Below are 18,307 nucleotides of genomic sequence, written 5' to 3' on the forward strand. Positions count from 1 at the left end.
CGTCGGTGCGGTTCAAGCACAATCGCGGCAACCGGCTCCCGCACGACGTGATCGTCGTGGACGAGACGTCGATGGTGTCGCTGACGATGATGGCCCGGCTGCTGGAGGCGGTGCGGCCCGATACGCGGCTGATCCTGGTGGGCGACCCCGACCAGCTGGCCTCGGTGGAGGCCGGCGCGGTGCTGGCCGACCTGGTGGACGGGCTGACGGCGCGAGCCGACGTGCGGGTGGCGGCGCTGCGCACACCGCATCGATTCGGCGAGTCGATCGGCGCGCTGGCCGAGGCGATCCGGGTCGGCGACGCGGACCGCGTGATGGGGCTGCTGCGGGCCGGCGGCGAGCACGTCGAGTGGCTCGATTCCGACGGGCCGGCCGACCGGCTGCGCCCGGTGCTGGTATCGCACGCGCTGCGGGTGCGGCAGGCCGCCGTCCTCGGCGCCACCGGGGCGGCGCTGGCGTCACTCGACGAGCACCGGCTGTTGTGCGCGCACCGGCGGGGCCCCTACGGAGTGGGGCACTGGAACCGGCAGGTAGAGCGCTGGCTCGCGGAGGAGACTGGTCAGCAACCGTCGTCCGCGTGGTATGCGGGCCGGCCATTGTTGGTGACCGCCAACGACTATGGGCTCAAGGTCTACAACGGCGACACCGGGGTGGTCGTGGTCGGCGACGACGGGTTGCGGGCGGTCATCGCCGGCGCCACCGGAACGTTGAGCTTCGCGACCAGCCGGCTCACGGACATCGAGACCATGCACGCCATGACGATCCACAAGAGCCAGGGCAGCCAGGCCGGCGAGGTGACGGTGCTGATGCCGCCGGAGGATTCGCGGCTGCTGACCCGGGAGTTGTTCTACACGGCCGTGACCCGGGCGAAGGCCAAGGTCCGGGTGGCCGGCACCGAGGCGTCGGTGCGGGCGGCCATCGACCGCCGGGCGGTGCGCGCGAGCGGGCTGGCCCAGCGGCTGCAGTCGTCCTGAGTGCGGCGTCGCCCTAGTGCGCGCCTCCGGATTGCGCGCCGGCGGCCATCTGCTTGAGCATCACGTCGTGGATGATGTCGATCCGCGAACGGGCCTCCGCGCAGACATACGGGTCGCGGATCACGGTGAGTTGGTTGTCCTGCTTGGATTCTCCGCCGGTGGACCAGTTGGTCGAACCGGTGATGACGTCGACGCCGTCGATGATCACCATCTTCAAATGCATGATCGCCGACTTCTCGCTGTGCCCGATGGCGATGCTGTTGCCGATCTTGTCATTGAGCCACGGGGCCAGCAGAGCCCGCTCCGACTTCCCCGCGGCCTGGGTGGAGTCGAGACTCATTTGCACGTACATCTTTTCGTCCTTCAGCGCCGACTGCAGCACCGAATTCAGTTCGGCGTCATCGTAGCCGTACATCGCCACCACGATGCTTTTGTTGGCCGCCGTCAGCAGGGCCTTGAGCGCCTCGTGCACCTGGTCGACCGGGCTGTAGAAGGTTCGCGTGTCGTCGGGGTAGCCGGGCGGGAACGGCGCGGCTTTGTATTGGTCCAACTCGGCGAGCGAACGCAGTGCCATGGCGGTTTCTCCTTTACATCGCGGGAGACGTCCAGTCGGCCGGGTCGGCGCTGAGCCGTTGCGCCTCCTCGGTCAGGTTCGGTAAGTAGCCGGGGTTGTCGCGACGGCGCACCAGCACGCTCGGATGCACCAGCGCGTCGGGACCCATCGGCCGGCGCCGGCAGCCGACCAGGTACCAGAGCTTGCCGTTGTGGTGGATCGGCGCGTCCGCGAAGTCTTCGGTCACCGCGCACTGCTGCCGGTAGGCCGCTGCGTCGATCGCGAGTTCGCCGGCGATTCCGTCGGTGACCCACTTCAGCGCGATCGTCGCGAGCCGGTGATCGGGCATGAACGTTCCGCCGACGTCGGCGTGCACGCCGGCGAACCAGCGTTCCTCCAGCCCCAGCGGATGGCGTTCGACAAGGTATTCGCGATAGGGCCGGCGACGTTCGTCGATCGAGACGGCGTGGCGGATGCGCGCGACGTTGGGCAGCGAGCGGGTGTAGGGCCAGCGCAGGTTGCCGAACCTCAGGAAGCCGGCCGCCTTCACGGTGTCCCACAGGCCGAGGTAGGCGACCGGCACCGCGTGGTGCCAGACCTGATTTGGGCTGTTCTGCCGCACAGTCGAAAACAGCGGCTCGCCCTCGGTGCGCCAGCAGAACGCGCGGGCGAACTCGGCCCAGTGGGCGTACTCGTCCTCGGTGAAATATCGGTTGATGGCGTACTTTTCGACCGCGTACGGCAGCAGGTTCTCCGAACCGGGCCGCAGCAACCCCGGCCGCAGCAGCATGCCGGCCAACGCGCGCGCGGTGTAGGCGCCGCGGCTGAAGCCGAAGATGTAGAGCGCGTCGCCCGGGCGCCAGTGCTGCATCACGTACCGGTACGCCTGCGCCACATTGCCTTTCAGGCCCAGGCCGAACGCCTTCTCGATCAGCAGGTCGATTGTGCGCGACAGCGACGAGTGCGCCGATGCGGGCGCCAGCGTGCCGACGCCGGGGTCGTAGTAGGCGAGTTGGGCGGCCGGATCGTCCTTGTCCAACATCTCGAACAGCTTGGCGACATTGGTGAGGTTGCCGGCCCCGATCTGGTTGGCGGTGCCGTCGAGGCAGACGACGATCCGCTTGCCGCGCGGTCGCTCAGGGTGCTCGGACATCTCGAAGAACGCCTCTCACAGGTATGCGACTCCCTGATGTGTGGCACTCTACGACGGCCGCGCACGGTGCGGAAGAATCGCGGTCAGCATGGACAACAACAACGACGACGACGACGACTCCGCGCCGACACCGGCACCCGCATCCCGGCGCGTCCACATCGTGCGCCTCGGCGTGTTCGTCGCCTTCCTGCTCCTGATGTTCTACCTGGTGGCCATCGCGCGCGTCATCCACGTGGACGACGTGCGACGCGTGGTCTCCGCGACGGGGCCGGCCGCGCCGCTGGCCTACGTGCTGGCGTCGGCCGTGCTCGGCGCGCTGTTCGTGCCGGGCTCGATCCTGGCCGCGGCCAGCGGACTGCTGTTCGGCCCCCTCCTCGGCATCTTCGTGACGCTCGGCGCGACGGTAGGCACCGCGATCGTCGCGAGCCTCATCGGCCGGCGGGCCGGGCGCGACAGCGCCCGGGCGCTGCTGGGCACCAAACGCACCGACCGCATCGACGCGCTTATCGAGCGGCGCGGGCTGTGGGCGGTCGTCGGCCAGCGATTCGTCCCGGGCATCTCCGATGCGCTCGCGTCGTATGCCTTCGGGGCGTTCGGGGTGCCCTTGTGGCAGATGGTCATTGGCTCGTTCGTCGGTTCCGTGCCGCGCGCGTTCGTCTACACCGCGCTGGGCGCGTCGATCGGCAACCGATCGTCGCCGTTGGCGTACGCGGCGATCGCGGTGTGGTGCGTGTCGGCGATCGTCGGCGCGTTCGCCGCGCGCCGCGGATTTCAACGGTGGCGCGCCCACGCGCGCGGCGCCCAAGGAGAGGGCGGCGACGACGATGCACCTCAGCGGTCCGGCCGCCACCGATAGATGACAGCGTCGCGGTGGTGAGCGGCTCGAGGCAGCGAGGCAACCCCCGACGCTGGTCAGCCCACTCGGATGACGATCTTCCCGAGGTGCGCGCCTTCCGCGATTCGGTTGAACGCCGCTGCGGCATCATCGAATTCGAAAACCCGGTCGATCACCGGCTGCATTCCCGTGGCGCCGACTGCGCGCACCAGTTCCTGCGTATCGCCGCGGTCCCCGACCGTGATCGACCGGGTTGTCGCGCCGGCGCCCTTGAGGAGGAAGTAGTCGATGCCGGGGTTGGCTTCACTGAGGAAGCCAATCAGCGTCACCTCTCCGCCAATCGCGACCGCCCGTAAAGACTGGTCGATGGTGGCTGGGCCGCCGACTTCGACGACGCGATCGACGCCTCGGCCGTCGGTCAGGGCGCGGACCCGCTCACTCCACTGCGGGTGGTCGCGGTAGTTGATGACATCGTCGGCCCCCAACGCCGTCAGGGCCCGTGCTTTCTCGAGGCTCGACGTCGTCGCGATGACCCGAGCACCCAGCAGTTTGGCCAGTTGAAGGGCAAAGACGGAGACACCGCCCGAACCGAGGGTCAACACAGTCTGGCCGGCGCGGATCGGCGTGGGGCCGCCCAGCGCATTCCAGGCGGTGACAGCCGCGCAGGGCAGTGTCGCTGCCTGTTCGTCGGTCAAGGCGTCCGGCGTGGCTACCACCGATTCCCGCGATACCACTTTGTATTCGGTGAGCCAGCCATCTTGCCCGCTGCCGTAGCTGTCGGAGTTCGCCGTCGCCGGTAGCGGGCCGCCGAACCACCTGGGCTGGAATATGCTCATGACGCGGTCGCCCGGGTGGTAGTCGTCAACGCCTTCACCGGCCTCGGCCACTTCGGCGGCAGCGTCGCTGCACGGCACGAGACCGGACTTGCTGTCGCGCACGTAGCGCCCCAGCGGGATCGCGATGTCGCGATAGTTCAGTGACACCGCCCGGATCTTGAGCAACAGTTCACCGCGTTGCGGGGCGGGGATGGGCTCGTCACTCATCTCCAGACCGTCGAGTCCACGTGAGTTGTCGAATCGGTATACCCGCATCGGGGCGCTCCTTACCTGGGGCGGTGCGCTAGGGCGTGACCACGTGAGCGCGCGATCCACTACCGCGGATGCCGCGCCCTGCTCTAGCTCTGCGGGCGCTCCGCGGCCACGAACAGGTTGCCCGGCACCGCATCCGCGACCTCCGTGGCCGCCGTGCGCGCGTAGCCGGCCATCAGCTCGTCGGCCGGCGTGACCGTCACGCTCCAGCCGTGGCGGCGGAACCAGTCGCCGACGTCCTCGCGCTCCTCGAAGTACCACAGCTCGTCGGTCCTCGGCACCTGCCGGTCCGGGTCGACGCGCGCCATCAGCGCGCGGACCCGGTCCATCCGCTCGCGACGCTTGGCGCGGAACTCGGGGTCGAGGAACTTCGGTCCGAGCGCCTCCACGGCCACCCGGCTGCCGGGGGCGGTGAGCGCGTGCACGCGGTCGAACAGCAGCTCCTGGGCGGTGGCCGGCAGGTAGGGCATCAGCCCCTCGGCGGACCACACACTGGGCGCCGACGGGTCAAAACCCGCGTCGCGCAAGGCCGTCGGCCAATCGTGGCGCAGGTCGACCGGGACGGCGACCCGGTTGCACGCGGGCTCTGCCCCGTGTTCGGTCAGCGTCGACAATTTGAAGTCCAGCACCCGGGGCTGATCCAGCTCGTAGGTCGTCGTCCCGTCCGGCCAGGACAGCCGCCAAGCCCGCGCGTCCAGGCCCGCGGCCAGGATCACCGCCTGACGAATTCCGGCGCGCGTCGCGGCGAGGAAGAACTCGTCGAAAAACGCCGTCCGCGAGGCCATGTAGCCGACCATCGCCTGCATCTGCAGCGGCAATTCGGGTTCGGCCTCGATGAGTTCGTCCGGTAGCTGCGGTGCCGAATGCCAGTTCCACACCCCGTCGCCTGCGGCGTCGAGGAAGACCTGCGCGAACGGGTCCCGGATCAACGGGTTGTCGCTTCGCGTCTCCGCGGCGCGCGCCGACGCCACGCCCAGTGCGGTGGCCCCCACGCTCTCGGTGATCTCCCAGCTGTCGTTCTCGGTCCTGGCCACGCGCATCCCCTCGAATCGATAGTTCGCCTACATACTCGACCGTACGCGCGCCGGATGGGTGGGAGCTATCGCGTAACCGGCTATCCGGTTAAGTTGTCGGCGAGCCGGCAAGCGGCAATTGTTTGCGGCGCCGAACGGATCCGAAGGATCGTTACACCATGCGAGTCGACGGGCGCGAGGTCATCGTTTCCGGCAGCTTGCTGCAGCCGCTGACCCGCCGCACCAACGACATCCTGCGGCTCGCGGCGAGCGCGACCTTCCTCGCCGTGGTGATCACGAGTTCGCTGATCACCCGGCCGCAGTGGGACGCGCTGGAGAAGTCGATCTCGCAGATCGTCGGCGTGCTCTCCCCGCGGCAGTCCGATTTGGTGTACCTCGCGTACGGCGTGGCGATCCTGGCCCTGCCGTTCATGATCCTGATCGGCCTGGTCGTCGGCCGGCAGTGGAAGCTGCTCGGGGCGTACGCGGCCGCCGCGGTGCTCGCGGCGCTACCGCTGTCGATCGGCGGCAACGGGTTTTCGGCGCCCCGCTGGCACTTCGACCTCTCCGAGCGGCTGCAGACCGTGCTGGGCCAGTTCCTCGACGACCCGCGCTGGATCGGCATGCTGGCGGCGGTGCTGACCGTCTCGGGGCCGTGGCTGCCCGCGCGGTGGCGGCACTGGTGGTGGGCGCTGCTGCTGGCCTTCGTGCCGATCCACCTGGTGGTCAGCGCCATCGTGCCGGCGCGCGCCCTGCTGGGCCTGGCGGTCGGGTGGCTGGTCGGCTCGCTGGTGGTGCTCGTGGTCGGGACCCCCGCGCTCGAGGTGCCGCTCGAGGCCGCGGTCCGCGCGATGGCAAGGCGCGGGTTCGTGGTCACCCGGCTCACCGTGGTCCGCCCGGCCGGCCGCGGCCCGCTCGTCCTCTCGGCCGGCTGTGCGGAGCCAGACGGCGCCGCGGTCGTCGAGTTGTACGGACCGCATCAGCGCAGTGGCGGCGCACTAAGGCAGCTCTGGATAAAGCTGCGGCTGCGCGACACCGAGACCGCGCCGCTGGTGACCTCGATGCGCCGCGCCGTCGAGCACCGCGCCCTGATGACGATCGCCATCGGGGAGGTGGACCTGGCGAACACCTCGACGATCGCCGTCGCCACCCTCGACCGAGGCTGGATTCTGTACTCGCACAAGCCACCCCACGGCCTGCCGCTCGGTCGGTGCGCACAGTCGACCCCCGTGGACCGGGTGTGGAGGTCGCTGCGCAGGCTCAACGACCAGCAGATCGCCCACGGCGACCTGCGCGCCAACGAGATCACCTTCGATGAGGGCACGGTGCGCTTCGGTGGCTTCCACAACGCCGAATACGGTGCCAGCGAGGCCCAACTGCAATCCGACATCGCGCAGCTGCTGGTGACCACCTCCGCCCTGTATGACCCCAAATCGGCGGTGGCCGCGGCCATCGACGCGTTCGACAGGGACACCATCCTGAGCGCGTCGCGTCGGTTGACGAAAGTGGCTGTGCCGCGGCTCATTCGGAGGTCCGTCCCGAATGCGGGCGCCGTCATCTCGGCGGCCCGCGCGGAGGTGAAGCGCCAGACCGGGGCCGACCAGATCAAGACCGAGACCATCACCCGGTTCACCCGCAGCCAGCTCATCCAGCTGGTGCTCTTCGGCGCGCTGGTGTACGTCGCCTATCCCTTCATCAGCACCGCGCCCACGTTCTTCTCCCAGCTGAGGTCCGCCAACTGGTGGTACGCGCTGCTCGGCTTGGCGGTGTCGGCGCTGACGTACCTCGGCGCGGCCGCGGCCCTATGGGCCTGCACCGACGGGACGGTCAACTATTGGCGGCTGTCATTCGTCCAGGTGGCCAACACCTTTGCCGCGACCACCACGCCAGCCGGCGTCGGCGGGCTCGCGCTGTCCACCCGGTATCTGCAAAAGAGCGGCCTGTCGGCGATGCGAGCCACCGCGGCGGTCGCGCTGCAGCAGGCCGTGCAGGTGATCGTGCACCTCTTGCTCTTGATCTTCTTCAGCGTGGTCGCGGGCGCGTCGATGCACCTGTCGCACTTCGTGCCGAGCGCCACGATGCTGTACCTGATCGGGGGCGTGGCACTCGGCATCGTCGGCACCTTGCTGTTCGTGCCGAAGTCGCGGCGCTGGCTGGCCACCGAGGTGCGCCCGAAGCTGAACGAGGTGACCGGCGATCTGGTGAAGCTGGCCCGCGAGCCGCGGCGACTGGCGCTGATCCTGCTCGGTTGCGCGGGAACGACTCTCGGCGCGGCGCTGGCGCTGTGGGCCAGCGTCGAAGCGTTCGGCGGCGGCACGACGTTCGTCACCGTCACCGTGGTCACAATGGTCGGCGGGACACTGGCCTCCGCCGCGCCGACACCCGGCGGCGTCGGCGCCGTCGAAGCGGCGCTGATCGGTGGCCTGGCCGCCTTCGGCGTTCCGGCGGCCGTCGGGGTGCCGTCCGTGCTGCTGTACCGGGTGCTCACCTGCTGGCTGCCCGTGTTTGTCGGCTGGCCCGTGATGCGCTGGCTGACCAAGAACGAGATGATCTAACGGGCGCTGAGCGCGCTCACTCGCTCCCTGCCTGCACGACCACGAGAATCGTTGACGTGCGGGCGCTTTCGCCGACCCTGGAAGTCAGGTTGACCAGGTAGTACTCCTCGGGCACCGACCGTGCGACCGCGATCGGAACGTCGACGGTCGCCGACCCGTCGGCGGAGAATTGGCCAGCCGTGGGCGTCACGGTGATCCCGCGGTCCGAGGCGGCGCCGGTGACCGTGTAACCCCCGTCGCCGGCCATCCGTTGCGCGTCGAGTCTCACCGTGCCCGTGCTCCCCGGCGCGATCGTGACCACCGGGTTGGCGACGTTGACGGTCACCGCCGAACCACCCGCGCCGAAGGACGGGGGCGCCGCCGATTCGCTTGTACCCCAATGCTTGTCGGGGTAAGCGCCCAGCGAGAACGCCAGTTCGCCCCCCGTGCGGACGAACGACTCGGGCAGCCACGTGTTGTCGGTGGCGCGACCGTCGACGCGCAGGCCGCTGATGTACCTGAGGTGGTACGGTCCGGACGCGCCGGGCGCCGAGATCCGGATGGCTTTGCCGTGCGGGAGCGCGATCACCGCGCGGTCGAAAAGCGGTGCGCCGACGGTGAGGATCGCCGTTCCGGGTGTGCTCGGGTAGAGCCCCAGCGCCGCCCAGACATACCAACTGGCCATCGCGCCGAGGTCGTCGTTGCCGGGCTCGCCGTCCGGCGTCGGGCCGAACAGGCCCCGCACCCGGTCGACCGTGTGTTGCGCCTTCCACGGCTGACCGATGTAGTTGTACAGCCACGGCACCCCGAAGCCCGGTTCGTTGCCGGCCCACAGGTAGGGCTCGTTGGGCCCGACGTTGAGTCTCTCGGTGAAGGCGTCGAGGCGCGCGGCCACCGCGTCACGGCCGCCGAGCGCGGTCACCAGGCCGGCCACGTTGTGCGGCACCCACCAGACGTACTGCGCGGCGTTGCCCTCGTCGTAGCCGATCTGGCCGAAACTCGACTGGGGCTCGACGAAACCCGGGCCGTCGCGGAAGAATCCGGTCCAGCTGCGCGGTGAGACGTAACCGGTGCTCGGGTTGAACAGGTTCTGCCAATACTGCGACCGGGCTTGGAATTCGGCGGCCGTGGCGTCCTCGCCGAGCGAGTCGGCGAATCGCGAGATGGCGAAGTCGTCGACCGACCATTCCAGCGTGATCGACGCGTCGGCGATCCAGCCGTCGAGGCCGAATTCCTGCGTGAAGGGTGCGTAGCCGCGCTCCAGGTAGGTGGCGATGCCCGGCCGCTCCACGTATTTGTTCAGCCCGACCCCGCCTTTCGTCGCCGCATTCACCATGTAGCGCAGCGCCGTTCGGGTGTCGAAGTTCTCGGCCCCGAACGCGTGGAGGTTCACGATGAGCGGCACGACGTTGTCGCCGCTCATCTCCGCGGTCGCGGCGTTGGCGAACGCCCAGCGCGGCAGCGCGCCGCTCTGCTCGGCGTCGTTCACCAGCGATTGGGCCATGTCGCCGGCCCGGTCTGGAAAGAGGAGCGCCTGCAACGCCGCGAGGCAGCGGTAGGTGTCCCAGTCGGAGAAGTTGGCATACTGCGTCCGCCCCGCGGCCACGGTGTGCACGGCGCCGTCGAACCCGACGTATCGGCCGTCGGCGTCGTTGAAGGTGTTGGGGTGCAACAGGGATCGGTACAGCGAGGTGTAGAACGTGTCCAGGTCGTCGACATTGCGGCCGGCGACGGCGATGCGTGACAGGCTGGCATTCCATTCCCGCGACGCCGCGGCGCGCACGTCGTCGAAACTTGCGCCGCCCTCGGCCGCCAAATTCGCCCGCGCCCCGTCGACGCCGACGTAGGAGATCGCGGTACGCACCTCTAGCACCGAGCCGGGCGGGAACTGCACGTATCCGCCGCTGTACGGGTAATTCGCGCTGCGGGCGCCGGGGTAAACCGCGAAGCCATCCCATGCGCCGTAGGCGGTGAACGGCTGGCTGAACTTCATCGCGAAATAGACCGTGTACGTGTTGTTCTTGCCGCAGAATCCGCCACTGGTGGCCCAGCCCGTGATCGTCGTGTTGTCCTCGCCGATCTGAATGGTTGCGCGGGAGTTGCCGGCCAGCGATGCGCCGGATCGCACCTGAAGCAGGGCGGGGCGGCCGTTGTGCGGGTAGCTGAACCGGCCGACGCCGGTGCGCGTCGTGGCGGTGAGTTCGGCCTTCACCCCGGTATCCGGAAACCGCACCGTGTAATAGCCCGGCACACCCTGTTCGGTGTCGTCGTGGGCGATCCGCTCCCAGGACTTCCAGGGTTGCATGCCAATTCCGTTGCCGGTCGGCAACATCGAGATGTCACCGAACGCCGCGCAGCCGACCGAGGCGTGGGTCATGCTGAACCCGCTCGCGCGCGGGTTGTCGTAGTTGTAACCGGCGTAGTTGCCCACCGTGTCCGGTGAGTACTGCACCATTCCGAACGGCACGGTGGCGCCCGGGAAGTTGTTGATCTCCCCCACCGTCCGGCCGCCCGTCCCGGTGCCGATGAGCGTGGCGACGTGGTCGACCGGGCTGGCCACCAATGTGGGCTCGCCGTCATAGGCCATCGGCGGCGCGGCAGCGATGAACGCCATGAAGACGACCGACGCCGCGAGAATCGCGACGATGGTCCTTCGTGCCCGCATACCTGTCTCTTACTGGACAACTGTGTATTGAGTGGGCGTTTTCCAACCGAATTGGATAACGATTTGCTTCGACGATCACGGCGGCGCCCAAAGTTCAAATAAATATCGGCAAACGCGGGTGCCATTTCGGCTACTGTCGTCTCGGCGTGGCCGGCGCTGGTACCGGCCCCAATTTTCGGGAGATTGGATCGATGAAACATTTGACGACAGCAACCATTTCCGTGGCGCTGAGTTTGGCGCTCGTCGGTTGCGGCGGTGACCACAAATCCGGCAATCAATCGACGACATCGACGACCACATCCGCCTCGACATCCACCACGTCGTCGGCGACCAGCGCGGCACCGGCCGCCAAAGCCAAATACACCATCGCCGACTACGTGAAGGACAACCACATCACGGAGACCCCCGTCCATCACGGCGATCCCGGCCCGAACGTCGACCTGCCGGTGCCCAACGGCTGGCAGCTCAACCAGAACGCGGGCACGTCATATGGCGGCATCGTCATGACCCAGCCCAGTAACCCCGCCGACGCGCCCACCGTCTCGGCGCTGTTCTCCCGGCTGTCGGGCAACGTCGACCCGGCGAAGGTCATCCAGTACGCGCCGGGCGAGGTGCAGAACCTGCCCGGGTTCGACGGCAGCGGCGACGGCAGCGCGTCGACGCTCGGCGGTTTCCAGGCGTGGCAAATCGGGGGCACCTATCAGAAGGACGGCGCCACCCGTGTCATCGCCCAGAAGACGGTGGTGATCCCCAGCCAGGGCGCCGTCTACGTGCTCCAACTCAACGCCGAGGGCCCGCAGGCCGATCAGGGCCCGCTGATGGACGTCACGAAGATCATCGACGACCAGACGACGATCACGCCGTGACCTAGGACCGTGCTGCCCCTCGGCCCTAGGCCGGGGGCCCGATTGGCCTTACGGTAAGCGCATGGCCGAGCAGTCGCATCAGATAGAGGCCGGGCATCCCCCGTCGGCGCTGATGCGCATCGTCAACCCGATGATGGGTTTCCTGTTGCGCACCCCGCTGGCCGGTCCCGCCCGCAAACAGCTGATGGTGCTGAGCTTCACCGGGCGAAAAACGGGCCGGCCGTTCTCAATTCCGTTGAGCGCCCATGTGATTGACGGTCAGCTCTACGCGCTGACCGGCGCGCCCTGGAAGCAGAACTTCCGCGACGGCGCACCCGCTCAGGTCGTCTACGACGGCAAGACGACCGCGATGCGCGGCGAGCTCATCCGCGACCGGGCCACGGTGTCCGACCTCTTCCTGCGCTGCGCCGAGTCCTACGGCGTCCAGCGCGCGCAGCGGATGATCGGGCTCAAGTTCCGCGATCACCGGATACCGACACGCGACGAGTTCGCCGAGGCGGTCGACCGGATGCACCTGGGAGCGGTGCGCCTGATCCCGGTGGGATAGCCGCTCAGTTGTCGGCGCCGAAGGCCCGATCGTGCGCGGTGAGCAGGCGCTGGTCGAACCGCGAGCGCGACGTGATGACCTCCCTGCCCAACTCCGAGAAGTCCTTCGCGATTTGCTCGGCCAGCGCGCCCAGCTTCATGTTGCGCACCTGCGACAGGGATTTGAGTAGGTTGAACGCCGCCAGCTCGTCGACGCCGTAAACCAACATCAACATGCCCTTGGTCCGGTCGATGGCGCCGCGACGCTCGGCGATCTCGGCCACCTGCTCGCTGATGCTCTCCTCGCGCTTGCGGCTGCGCGCCGGGGTGACGTCCACGTAGAAGCCGTGGGTGCCGATCACCTCGCCGTTGCTGTCGCAGAATTGGTCGCCCACCACGACCACGTCGTGGGTGTTGCCGCGAGTGTCCACGATGCGGTGCCTGGTGCTGAACGCCTGCCGGTGTTCGACCATGTCGTTGATGGTTGCGGCGACCTGGTTGCGGTCGGCCGGGTGCTTGTGGGCGATCACCAGCTCCGTCGTCGGGGTGACGGTTCCGGGTTCGTAGCCGTGCATCCGGTACACGGAGTCGGACCACTCCCAGCGCTGGTCCTCGAAGTAGAAGCGAAACCACCCGGCCCGCTGCGGCGTGCCGCCGGCGAGGGCCTCCTCCACCGCCGCCGTCTGGCCGTCTAGTTCCCACGCCACAGCGCACGCCCCGTCTCCGACTTTGCCGCCCACCCCGCCCTCCCTTCGAGCGACGCCTTCCGGATGGCGTCGCTTTCCTGCAGCCGCAGCGCGGACACGCGGCATAGTTCGCGCGCCCGGTCGAGCTGCTGACGCGAGCGCTGCATGGAGCTGGCGACCGAAGGCTGCAGCGACCGGGTAGAGGCCGAATACGCGCCCGCACCGGTCGCGGAGCGCCGCCGCAGGGTTTCCCGCAGCGCGGCCGTGCGGCGCGCCGCTCGAACGCGATGGGCCTTCTGCCGGCAGGCCGGCGAGCAGTAGACGGCATCGGCCCGGGCCGAGAAACCCGCCCCGCACATCGCGCATGTCATCCCCGGCATAGCCGTTACGTTACAGCTATCTGCGGGCGCGTTACAGCTATGGCCGCTAAGTGCGGAACGGGCCGTGTCGGGCGGGCTCGGTCAATCCCACGGTCCCGCGCCGGCGGCGGCGCGGGTCCGGGCGATTACCGGTCGCTCGAAACCGGCGTCGCGTACCGCGCGTCGCACCGCCTCGTCGACCGCGCCGGTCCGGTCGGCCGGCACCAGCGCGATCACGCAGCCGCCGAACCCGCCGCCGGTCATCCGCGCGCCCAGCGCACCGGCCCCCACCGCGGTGTCGGCGATCAGGTCGATGTGTTGGGTGGTGATCTCGAAGTCGTCACGCATGGACGCGTGCGAGGCGTTGAAGATCCGCCCGGCTTCGCCGAAGTCCGCGTCGCGGAGGGCCGCTACGCAGTCGAGCACCCGCTGATTCTCGCTCAGCACGTGGCGGGCCCGGCGGGCGTCGACGGGGTCACGGACCGCGGCCACGACCGAGGGCCCGCGGACGCCGATCTCGCGCAACGACGACACCCCGAGCTCCGCCGCCGCCCGCTCGCACGACGCGCGGCGCGCGGCGTAGTCGCCGCCGGCGTGACTGTGGCGGGCACGGGAGTCGATCAACAGCAGCGCGACACCGGCGGCGTCCGGGTCGAAGGCCACCGGCTCGACCGTGAGATCGCGGAAGTCGATCAGCAGCGCCGTCGCCGGCCGGCCGAACAGCGACGCCAGCTGGTCGAGCAAACCCGTTGGGGCGCCGACGTACTCGTTCTCGGCGCGCTGGGCCAGCCTCGCCTGCTCGATGCGGTCGATGCGTGCCCCGGCGGCCGCCGCGATCGCGCCCAGCGCCGCGCACTCCAGCGCCGCCGACGACGACAGTCCCGACCCCATCTCCACGTCGCTGGTGATGCGCATCGCGCCGCCGGGCACCGGGTGGCCGGCGCGCCGCAGTGCCCACACCACCCCGGCGACGTAGGCGGCCCAGCCGGCCACGTCGCCGGGCACGGTGTCGAGCGCGATCCGCACCGACCCGTCCGCGCGGTCACTGCCCACCGTGACGGCATCGCTGCCGTCGGGCCTGAACGTCACCACCGTGCGCTGCGGCAGCGCGATCGGCAAGGCGAACCCCAGGTTGTAGTCGGTGTGCTCGCCGATCAGGTTGACCCGCCCGGGGGCGGCGTAGCGGACGGTCATCCGAGCTCACGCAGCCGCTCAGCCACGCTTTCGGGCGTGACATCGCTGATGAACGCGTCCATCGCCGACTCGGAGGCCGCCAGGTACTTCAGCTTGGTGGCGCTGCGCCGGATCGACATCAACTCGACGTGGAAGTAGCCGTCAGCCTGGGCGTCGGTGTCGGCGTACTGGTGCAACGCCGAAATGTAGGGCAGCGGTGAGGAATACATCCGGTCGAATCGCCGCAGCATGTCCAGGTAGATCCGCGCGAAACCCTCCCGTTCGTCCTCGCCGAGTTCGGTGAGGTTGCGCACGAACCTGTTCGGGTAGATGTGCACCTCGACCGGCCACCGCGCCGCGAAGGGCACGAACGCGGTGAACAGGTCATCGCGCGCGACGATTCGGCTGCCGTCGGCGATTTCGCCGGCCAGTAGGTCGCCGAAGAGGTTGGTACCGTGGCGCATTCGGTGCTCGCGCGCCTGCCCCAGCATGGCGGCGGTGCGCGGCGTCAGATACGGGTAGCCGTAGATCTGCCCGTGCGGGTGGGTCAACGTCACCCCGATTTCCTCGCCGCGGTTCTCGAAGCAGAACACATGCTCGATGCCCGGCGCGGCCAACAGTTCGCCGGTGCGGTGCCGCCACGCCTCGATGACCAGCCGGGCGTGCGCGACGTCCAGCCCGGCGAAGGAGCCGGTGTGGTCGCTGGAGAAGCAGATCACCTCGCTGCGCCCGTGCCCCGGAGCGCACACGAAGCCGGCACCCGGGAGCGCGGGCGCCGGACCCGAGCCGGACAGGCTGGGGAAGCGGTTCTCGAAGACCACGACGTCGTAGTCCGGCGCGGGCACCTCACTGGTCAGCCCGGTCGGGCCGGGGCACAGCGGGCACTGGTCGGGGGGCGGCTTGTAGGTGCGGTCTTGGCGCAGCGCCGCGACGATCACCCACTGCCCCGTGGTCTGGTCGAACCGCAGCTCGGATCGCTGACCGTCGCGCGCAGGCAGCGGCCTGCGGTCGTCGACCGGCGCCGGGCGGTGCCCGGGCAGCGCGAAGAAGAGCAGGTCACGGCCGTCGGCCAGCTTGGCCCGCGTCGGCGCTGTCACGATGTCGAAGACTAGCTTGTGCCGAAGTTCGGGTAACCCATGATGCGTTCGGCAGGCCAGAAGGGGGGCGCGGCGATCACCGACTTCTACGAACAGGCGCGCAACTGGGTGGTCGGCTCCGATCCCGGTCTGCTCCGGCTGCGCATGGCGACGCGGACGACGGCCGCGCTCGGCTGTTCACTGCTGGTCCTGTACGCCGCGACCCGTGCGACGGGGCAGCCGCTGACGGTCGCGTTGCTGGGCGTCGTCATCACGATGGTCGCTTCGCGATCGGTCAACGAGCCGGACCCGGGGCAGCAGCGGATCACCATGGCGCTGCTGCCCGTGCCCGCCGCCGTGGCCATCGCGGCCGCGGCGGCGCTCGCGCCCCACCAGGTGGTCAGTGACGCGGTGTTCGTGCTCGTCGTGTTCACCGCCGCCTACGTCCGCCGCTTCGGGGCGCGCGGCCGGGCGTTGGGCATGGTCGCCTTCATGTCCTACTTCTTCACGCTGTATCTGCGTGCGAGCGTCTCGGAGCTGCCGTGGATGATCGGGGCGGTCGCGGTGGGCACGGTGTGCACGTTCGTGATGACCACCTACGTCATGCCCGATCGGCCGGACCGCGTGCTGCGGGCGACCGTCCGTGCGTTGCGGGCGCGGATGGCGATCGTCGTCGACACCACCGCGGACGCCGTCCGCACCGGCCGCCTCGACGAACGGCGCAGGCGCCGGATGCGGGCGCGCACCACCCGGCTCAACGAGACCGCGCTGATGGTGCAGAGCCAGATCGAGGACAAGGCCGACCCCGCGATGCTGTGGCCTGGCGTCACCGCCGAACAGTTGGCCCCCTGGCTGCTGGACGCGGAGCTGGCCATCGAGTGGGTGGCGACGGCCGGGCGGCGGGCCGCGGCGCTGATGTCGGAGGACCCGAGCGCGATACCCGCACCGACGCGGGTCGCGCTCGTCGACGCGCTGTCGGGGCTGGCGCGGGCCATCCGCCTGCCCGAGCCCGACGGCCTCCGCCAAGCCGGCGCGCGGGCGCAACGGCTGCTGGACGAGCAGCGCGGCGCCGCCGGTGACGATCCGGGCAGCGCCGCCGTGCGCCGCCTCGCCCTGGCGATAATCAACGCCGCCACAGCGACTTCCGACGTTCGGGCCATTGTCGACCACGCCGCGACCGGCCAGGCGGGCGCCCTGGAGAACCGGGACAGCGAGCGCCCGCCTGCCTCGGACGGCGCGCCGACCGACGCGACCCCCGAGCCCGCCGACGAGGCACCGTCGCAGGGCCTCCGGCCGACCACCCGGCAGGCCATCCAGGTCGCCGTCGCCGCGTCGCTCGCGATCATCGCGGGCGAGCTGGTGTCACCCGCCCGCTGGTATTGGGCGGTGATCGCCGCGTTCGTCATCTTCGCCGGCACGAACTCGTGGGGCGAAACCCTGACCAAAGGCTGGCAGCGCCTGCTCGGCACCCTGCTCGGCGTGCCGTGCGGCGTGCTGGTGGCCACGCTGCTGGCCGGCGACAAGACGGCCGCGCTCGCCGGCATCTTCGTCTGCCTGTTCTGCGCCTTCTATTTCATGACGGTCACGTACAGCCTGATGACCTTCTGGATCACGACGATGCTGGCGTTGCTGTACGGCCTGCTCGGGCAATTCTCGTTCAGCGTGCTGATGTTGCGGATCGAAGAGACCGCCCTCGGCGCGGTGATCGGGGCGACGGTGGCCGTGGTCGTGTTGCCGACGCACACCAGGGAGGCGATCCGCGACGACACCCGAACGTTCCTCGCCAGCCTGTCGGCGCTCGTCGAGGTGTCGACCGGGACGATGCTCGGCGACGACGCGAGCGGGAGCCCGTCCGAGCAGGCACGCCAACTGGACCGGGACCTCCAGCAGTTCCGCGTGACCGCCAAGCCGCTGCTGGCGGGCGTCGCCGGCCTGGCGGGCCGGCGCAGCATTCGCCGCGCCCTGCGCATCTTCGCCGCGTGCGACCGGTACGGGCGCAGCCTGGCGCGTAGCAGCGAGCGATACCAGGATCCGCTGGGGGCCCAGCCGCTCACCTTCGAACTGGCCCAGGCCTTTTCGGCGGCCGCGGCTCAGACGCGGCGCAACATCGAAGCGCTGGCCGCAGCCATCGGCAGTGGCCGCGCGCCGACCATGGTGTCGGCGGCAGACGAGCTCGACGCCGCGGAGACGCTGGCCCGGCAGCGGGACGGCGAGGCCGGATCACCGATGCCCGACACCCGCCGATTACTCACCGCGGTGCACGCGCTGCGCCAGATCGAGCGGGCCGTCGTGACCGCGGCCACCAACCTCGGCGGGCGCGAAACCGCCGCGGCCGAATTTCACACCGACGGGTTTCAGAGGCCGGGCAGGCATGCGGGGAAATAGCACGGCTGGTTGGGCCCCTGGGCTTTTCGCACCAGGTCGAACAGCGCCAGCATCGTTTGCAACAGCCGCATTTCGACGCCGGGCCGTTGCGCAGGAGGCAGGTTCTGCACGTCGTTCGACACCGTGGTGGACTGCTGCTGCAGCTGCGTCAGCCGTTGCTGACGTTCCGCCGGGGTGAGGTTGTCCCAGTTGTCGTGCAGGTCGTTCACCTGCCACTGCAGTTCGGCGACCTCCGCCTCGGGATCGGGCTGCGGGGCGGGGGCCAGCGCGTAGAACTGGCTCCCGACGGGCGCCGCCGCGGTCTCGGCCTGCGCGCATCCGGCCGCCGCCAGCGCGACGGCGACGAGGCCGGACGCGACTATCGCTGTGATTTTCATGAATCTTCTTTTCTTTCAAGGCTCGCCTTTATGGTGCTGGCATTA

At 69.5% G+C, this 18,307-nt stretch carries 16 protein-coding genes; 6 read left to right on the forward strand and 10 right to left on the reverse strand.

Features of this window, described 5'->3' with window-relative positions:
• A partial coding sequence (gene recD, locus A5701_RS14785; protein WP_067754735.1) for an exodeoxyribonuclease V subunit alpha occupies positions 1-974 on the forward strand: 974 nt, incomplete at its 5' end.
• A gap of 13 nt (positions 975-987) precedes the next feature.
• On the opposite strand, the gene A5701_RS14790 is transcribed toward recD, so the two are convergent.
• Entirely contained in the window at positions 988-1,548 is a 561-nt protein-coding gene (locus A5701_RS14790) for a phospholipase D-like domain-containing protein (RefSeq protein WP_067754737.1), read from the reverse strand.
• A 13-nt stretch (positions 1,549-1,561) separates the two neighbouring features.
• On the reverse strand, positions 1,562-2,680 hold the full coding sequence (locus tag A5701_RS14795; protein ID WP_067754740.1) for a DUF2235 domain-containing protein: 1,119 nt from the start codon (positions 2,678-2,680) through the stop codon (positions 1,562-1,564).
• An 88-nt stretch (positions 2,681-2,768) separates the two neighbouring features.
• Between A5701_RS14795 and A5701_RS14800 the strand changes: the two genes are divergently transcribed.
• Positions 2,769-3,536, forward strand: coding sequence for a TVP38/TMEM64 family protein (locus tag A5701_RS14800; protein WP_067754743.1), 768 nt, complete (start codon positions 2,769-2,771; stop codon positions 3,534-3,536).
• 56 nt (positions 3,537-3,592) lie between these two features.
• Here the strand turns inward: A5701_RS14800 and A5701_RS14805 are convergent, their stop codons facing one another.
• Together A5701_RS14805 and A5701_RS14810 are read right to left on the reverse strand one after the other, a co-directional pair.
• Positions 3,593-4,516, reverse strand: coding sequence for an NAD(P)-dependent alcohol dehydrogenase (locus A5701_RS14805; protein ID WP_231972830.1), 924 nt, complete (start codon positions 4,514-4,516; stop codon positions 3,593-3,595).
• Positions 4,517-4,689: 173 nt separating this feature from the next.
• A complete protein-coding gene (locus A5701_RS14810) occupies positions 4,690-5,637 on the reverse strand; it encodes a class I SAM-dependent methyltransferase (RefSeq protein ID WP_067754806.1) in 948 nt (315 codons plus the stop codon).
• Positions 5,638-5,795: 158 nt separating this feature from the next.
• Between A5701_RS14810 and A5701_RS14815 the strand changes: the two genes are divergently transcribed.
• Entirely contained in the window at positions 5,796-8,171 is a 2,376-nt protein-coding gene (locus tag A5701_RS14815) for a lysylphosphatidylglycerol synthase transmembrane domain-containing protein (RefSeq protein WP_067754749.1), read from the forward strand.
• Positions 8,172-8,187: 16 nt separating this feature from the next.
• On the opposite strand, the gene A5701_RS14820 is transcribed toward A5701_RS14815, so the two are convergent.
• On the reverse strand, positions 8,188-10,815 hold the full coding sequence (locus tag A5701_RS14820; protein WP_067754752.1) for a GH92 family glycosyl hydrolase: 2,628 nt from the start codon (positions 10,813-10,815) through the stop codon (positions 8,188-8,190).
• Between the two features lie 191 nt (positions 10,816-11,006).
• On the opposite strand from A5701_RS14820, the gene A5701_RS14825 reads away from it, so the two are divergent.
• Positions 11,007-11,681 carry an LpqN/LpqT family lipoprotein gene (locus A5701_RS14825; protein WP_067754756.1) on the forward strand — a complete coding sequence of 225 codons (675 nt, stop codon included), beginning with the start codon at positions 11,007-11,009 and terminating at the stop codon, positions 11,679-11,681.
• Between the two features lie 61 nt (positions 11,682-11,742).
• The gene (locus A5701_RS14830; RefSeq protein WP_067754759.1) at positions 11,743-12,228 is read left to right on the forward strand and encodes a hypothetical protein; all 486 of its coding nucleotides are present in this window, start codon (positions 11,743-11,745) and stop codon (positions 12,226-12,228) included.
• 4 nt (positions 12,229-12,232) lie between these two features.
• On the opposite strand, the gene A5701_RS14835 is transcribed toward A5701_RS14830, so the two are convergent.
• The 4 genes from A5701_RS14835 to galT form a co-directional block, all read right to left on the reverse strand.
• Positions 12,233-12,913, reverse strand: coding sequence for a PAS and ANTAR domain-containing protein (locus tag A5701_RS14835; protein ID WP_067754762.1), 681 nt, complete (start codon positions 12,911-12,913; stop codon positions 12,233-12,235).
• On the reverse strand, positions 12,898-13,272 hold the full coding sequence (locus tag A5701_RS28925; protein ID WP_156670099.1) for a hypothetical protein: 375 nt from the start codon (positions 13,270-13,272) through the stop codon (positions 12,898-12,900). Before A5701_RS28925 ends, A5701_RS14835 begins: the two co-directional genes overlap by 16 nt.
• 81 nt (positions 13,273-13,353) lie before the next feature.
• A complete protein-coding gene (locus A5701_RS14840; RefSeq protein WP_067754765.1) occupies positions 13,354-14,445 on the reverse strand; it encodes a galactokinase in 1,092 nt (363 codons plus the stop codon).
• Positions 14,442-15,521: a galactose-1-phosphate uridylyltransferase gene (gene galT, locus A5701_RS14845; protein WP_197504985.1), complete on the reverse strand. Its 1,080-nt coding sequence runs from the start codon at positions 15,519-15,521 to the stop codon at positions 14,442-14,444. Before galT ends, A5701_RS14840 begins: the two co-directional genes overlap by 4 nt.
• Positions 15,522-15,629: 108 nt before the next feature.
• Between galT and A5701_RS14850 the strand changes: the two genes are divergently transcribed.
• Positions 15,630-17,885 carry an FUSC family protein gene (locus A5701_RS14850; protein WP_082969757.1) on the forward strand — a complete coding sequence of 752 codons (2,256 nt, stop codon included), beginning with the start codon at positions 15,630-15,632 and terminating at the stop codon, positions 17,883-17,885.
• Here the strand turns inward: A5701_RS14850 and A5701_RS14855 are convergent.
• Positions 17,855-18,262 (reverse strand): hypothetical protein, encoded by a 408-nt coding sequence (locus A5701_RS14855; RefSeq protein WP_067754772.1) that lies wholly within the window; start codon positions 18,260-18,262, stop codon positions 17,855-17,857. The genes A5701_RS14850 and A5701_RS14855 overlap by 31 nt on opposite strands.
• Positions 18,263-18,307 lie beyond the last annotated feature (45 nt).

The sequence above is a fragment of the Mycobacterium sp. E3305 genome, assembly GCF_001666785.1.
Taxonomy (GTDB): domain Bacteria; phylum Actinomycetota; class Actinomycetes; order Mycobacteriales; family Mycobacteriaceae; genus Mycobacterium.

What these genes read in the sequence shown, in the direction of transcription:
- A5701_RS14790 (WP_067754737.1), bottom strand. Translation starts at nt 1,548, where the DNA reads ATGGCACTGCGTTCGCTCGCCGAGTTGGACCAATACAAAGCCGCGCCG.
- A5701_RS14795 (WP_067754740.1), bottom strand. Translation starts at nt 2,680, where the DNA reads ATGTCCGAGCACCCTGAGCGACCGCGCGGCAAGCGGATCGTCGTCTGC.
- A5701_RS14800 (WP_067754743.1), top strand. Translation starts at nt 2,769, where the DNA reads ATGGACAACAACAACGACGACGACGACGACTCCGCGCCGACACCGGCA.
- A5701_RS14815 (WP_067754749.1), top strand. Translation starts at nt 5,796, where the DNA reads ATGCGAGTCGACGGGCGCGAGGTCATCGTTTCCGGCAGCTTGCTGCAG.
- A5701_RS14820 (WP_067754752.1), bottom strand. Translation starts at nt 10,815, where the DNA reads ATGCGGGCACGAAGGACCATCGTCGCGATTCTCGCGGCGTCGGTCGTC.
- A5701_RS14825 (WP_067754756.1), top strand. Translation starts at nt 11,007, where the DNA reads ATGAAACATTTGACGACAGCAACCATTTCCGTGGCGCTGAGTTTGGCG.
- A5701_RS14830 (WP_067754759.1), top strand. Translation starts at nt 11,743, where the DNA reads ATGGCCGAGCAGTCGCATCAGATAGAGGCCGGGCATCCCCCGTCGGCG.
- A5701_RS28925 (WP_156670099.1), bottom strand. Translation starts at nt 13,272, where the DNA reads ATGCCGGGGATGACATGCGCGATGTGCGGGGCGGGTTTCTCGGCCCGG.
- A5701_RS14840 (WP_067754765.1), bottom strand. Translation starts at nt 14,445, where the DNA reads ATGACCGTCCGCTACGCCGCCCCCGGGCGGGTCAACCTGATCGGCGAG.
- A5701_RS14855 (WP_067754772.1), bottom strand. Translation starts at nt 18,262, where the DNA reads ATGAAAATCACAGCGATAGTCGCGTCCGGCCTCGTCGCCGTCGCGCTG.